The organism is Meridianimarinicoccus zhengii, from assembly GCF_003254465.1.
Classification (GTDB): domain Bacteria; phylum Pseudomonadota; class Alphaproteobacteria; order Rhodobacterales; family Rhodobacteraceae; genus Meridianimarinicoccus; species Meridianimarinicoccus zhengii.
The window spans coordinates 1-3,045 of the sequence record NZ_QDFI01000153.1 but is presented as its reverse complement, the minus strand read 5'-3'; the positions used below and the strand labels follow the sequence as shown (position 1 = coordinate 3,045).

Genomic DNA, 3,045 nt, shown 5'->3' with positions numbered 1-3,045 from the left:
TGTCCTGCAGCACCAGCCCGGCCTCGACGAGCGCCGACAAATGGTGCGCCAGCGTCGAGGGTGCCAGCCCCAGATGCGCGCCGATATCGCCGACCCGCAACCCGTCGTCGCCCGCCTTCACCAGCAGGCGAAAGATCGACAGACGGGCGTCGTGACCAAGGGCGGCAAGGGCGCGGGCATGGGGGCTCGTGGGTGTCATGATCCCTAAATACCGACATTTCTAGTTTTGTAAAGGGATTGTCTGCGCCCGGTGTCTCGTGGCATTGCCCGCGCCCCCCGGTTCGGCCTTCGCGTGATGCGCCAGCATCACTCCCACTCCATTTCTTCATAGGCGGCCTGCGCGTTGCGGCCCGCTAGCGCGTCGAACTGGTCCAGATGCGCCCATGCCGACTGGTCGATCCGCGGAGCGTCGATGATATCCCCGCCCGCATCGATCAGCGCGCCAATCTGCGTGCGCAGGTTCACGAGGTAATCGTGGGTGTCGCGCGTGGCGGTCGGCAGGTCCGTGGCGCGGCCGTGCCCCGGCACGATATGCGCCGGTTGATACGCCGCCATCTCCCCGAACACCGCGATCCAGCTGACGGTGTCGCGCGCGGGACCGTTGCCCAGCAGCCGGTCCACGTAGACGATGTCGCCGGTGAACATCACGTCCCGTTCGTCCAGCCAGACGAAGCTGTCGCCCGGCGTGTGGGCCGGGCCGCGATGCATGATCTCGAAACTGAAACCCCCGATTTCGAGCGTGTGATCGCTGTCGAATGTCACGTCGGCAAGGCTGGGTTCCGTGCCCGCCAGCCCGTCGCCAAGGAATTGCGCCAGCGCGATCATCTGCTCCCCGGCGCGGGCGCGATGATCCGCATCCGCCGCCGCGGACGCGATCACGGTCGCCCCCTGTGCCTGCCAGTAGCCGTTGCCGAGCCAGCGATGGTCCCGCCCGCCGGTATTTATGACATAGGCAACCGGCTGGTCCGTCACGGCGCGGATGGCGTCATGCAGGGCCTTGGCCCCCTGCCATGACCCGCCGGGGTCGACCAGCACCGCGCCCGCATCGGTCACCACGAGCCCGAAGGTCGCGTTGTTGGCAAGATTGTCGGCGCTGCGCTGTTCCGTCTCGCCGACGATGGCCCAGACATTCTCCGCGACCGGCTGCACGTCGAGGGTCTGCGCCCCCACCAGCGTCGGACACCCGACAAGGACCGCCCCAAGCGTGACGCGGATCATGCGCGGAGCCAGGCGTCGAGCCTGCCCGCGTCAGGAAGCCCGCCGGTGTGCACCAGCTTGCCATCCACCGCGATGCCCGGCGTGGACATGACACCGGCATGCGCGATGGATTTCTGGTCGGTCACCTTCTCGACCGCGACGTCGATGCCCAGGTTCGCAGCCGCGTCCTTGACCATCTTCTCGGTGGCCTCGCAGCGTTTGCAGCCGGGACCATAGACCTTGACGGTTTTCATGGGGTTGTCCTTTCAGGGGTCACAGGATCGCGTTGAACAAAAAGCCGGTGGCAAGGATGCCCGCCGCCACGACCCCGATGAAGATCGCGATCAGGCGAAGGGTCAGCACCTGCTTCAGGATGATCATCTCGGGCAGGCTCAGGGCGATTACCGACATCATTAAGGCCAGCGTGGTGCCGAGGGCCGCACCCTTGCCAAGCAGCGCCTCGACGATCGGGATGACGCCCGCGGCGTTCGTGTACATCGGCACGCCGACGACGACGGCGGCGGGAACCGACCACCAGGCCTCGCCGCCCATGATCCGCAGCATCATCTCTTCTGGGACGTAGCCGTGGATCGCAGCGCCGATGCCGATGCCGACCAGCACCCAGATCCAGACCTTGCCGACGATTTCGTGTACCTGTTCGGCGCCGATCTTCAGCCGGTCCACCAGCTTCAGCCGTTCCTCAGGCAGATCGCCCACGGCGCCCGCGTTCAGCGCGCGCACCCAGTCCTGCAGGTAGCGCTCCAGCCCCATGCGCCCGAGGACGAACCCCGCGACCGTGGCGATGGTGCAACCGAAGACGAGGTAGATCGTGGCGATCTGCCAGCCGGCGAGGCCGTAGAGCAGCCCCAGCCCCACGGGCCCGACTATCGGCCCGGCGATCAGGAAGGCAAACGTGACACCCAGCGGAACGCCCGCCGACACGAAGCCGATGAAGAGCGGCACCGAGGAGCACGAGCAGAAAGGCGTCAACACGCCAAGCGCCGCGGCCAACGGATAGCCACAGATCGCGCGCTTGCCCGCTTAGATCGCGCGGGTCTTTTCCGGGCTGAACCAGCTGCGCAGCACGCCCGTGACGAAAACGATGCCCGTCAGCAGCAACAGCACCTTGGGCACATCGTAGACGAAAGAGGCGATGGCTTCGCCCGTGTGGCTGTCCCGCGCCACGGGAAGCAGCGCGGTCACCCATTCCGAGATCGGGATCAGTTGGCCGTAGAGCAGGTACAGTGTCACGCCCGCGATGGGCACACCTGCATACCAAAGCCAGTCGGGCGCGCCGCGATGCTGGGCGGGATCGTGCGTGTCGGTGGTCATGCGACCTGCCTTTCGTGATTGCTTTCGGCGGCAAGAACCGCGTCGATCACGGCCACGAACTCCGGCGCAAGGTCCGGGTTGCGTCGGTAGCGCACCCATTGCGCGTCGCGCCGGTCGCGCACGAGACCGGCCTCCCGCAGGACCTTCATGTGTCGCGACATCCGGCTCTGGCTCGCGACAAGGCGCGCCATCAGTTCGCAAACGCAATGCTCGCCCCCATCCCAGACGATGGCAAGCGCGGCACGGCGGATCGGGTCACATATGGCGGTGAGAATATCCTGCATGACGGCGACGTGTATGCGCACATCCGCATATGCGCCATGCGACATATACGCATGACCGCGCGTGCAGTTGCCGCACAATGGTCCGGTGCACGAAGCACCGCGCGCGGCACGATCGCGCCGCGCCGTCGACGAACGTCCAATCTATCCGGCAGACGTTCCTTTTGGCTGTACCTAGAGCGTGTCGCGTTTAATCGGTTCCGTATCCGGCGGCCTTGAAGAAGTTGTAGCACTC

Annotated in this window: 6 protein-coding genes; all 6 read right to left on the bottom strand. The window is 66.1% G+C overall.

The genetic code is table 11. From position 1 onward, the window contains the following. Positions 1-199, bottom strand: a 199-nt coding sequence (locus DDE13_RS22180) for an ArsR/SmtB family transcription factor (protein ID WP_162631189.1), incomplete at its 3' end; no start/stop codon positions are given. A 107-nt stretch (positions 200-306) separates the two neighbouring features. Beyond that, positions 307-1,218 (bottom strand): MBL fold metallo-hydrolase, encoded by a 912-nt coding sequence (locus DDE13_RS22175; protein WP_111406368.1) that lies wholly within the window; start codon positions 1,216-1,218, stop codon positions 307-309. Then, positions 1,215-1,451, bottom strand: coding sequence for a thioredoxin family protein (locus tag DDE13_RS22170; protein ID WP_111406367.1), 237 nt, complete (start codon positions 1,449-1,451; stop codon positions 1,215-1,217). The genes DDE13_RS22175 and DDE13_RS22170 overlap by 4 nt, the downstream gene beginning before the upstream one ends. A gap of 19 nt (positions 1,452-1,470) precedes the next feature. After that, positions 1,471-2,190: a permease gene (locus DDE13_RS22165; RefSeq protein WP_447248394.1), complete on the bottom strand. Its 720-nt coding sequence runs from the start codon at positions 2,188-2,190 to the stop codon at positions 1,471-1,473. 48 nt (positions 2,191-2,238) lie between these two features. After that, positions 2,239-2,529: a hypothetical protein gene (locus DDE13_RS23825; protein ID WP_328587866.1), complete on the bottom strand. Its 291-nt coding sequence runs from the start codon at positions 2,527-2,529 to the stop codon at positions 2,239-2,241. Then, positions 2,526-2,813: an ArsR/SmtB family transcription factor gene (locus DDE13_RS22160; protein WP_111406369.1), complete on the bottom strand. Its 288-nt coding sequence runs from the start codon at positions 2,811-2,813 to the stop codon at positions 2,526-2,528. The genes DDE13_RS23825 and DDE13_RS22160 overlap by 4 nt, the downstream gene beginning before the upstream one ends. Between the last annotated feature and the right edge of the window lie 232 nt (positions 2,814-3,045).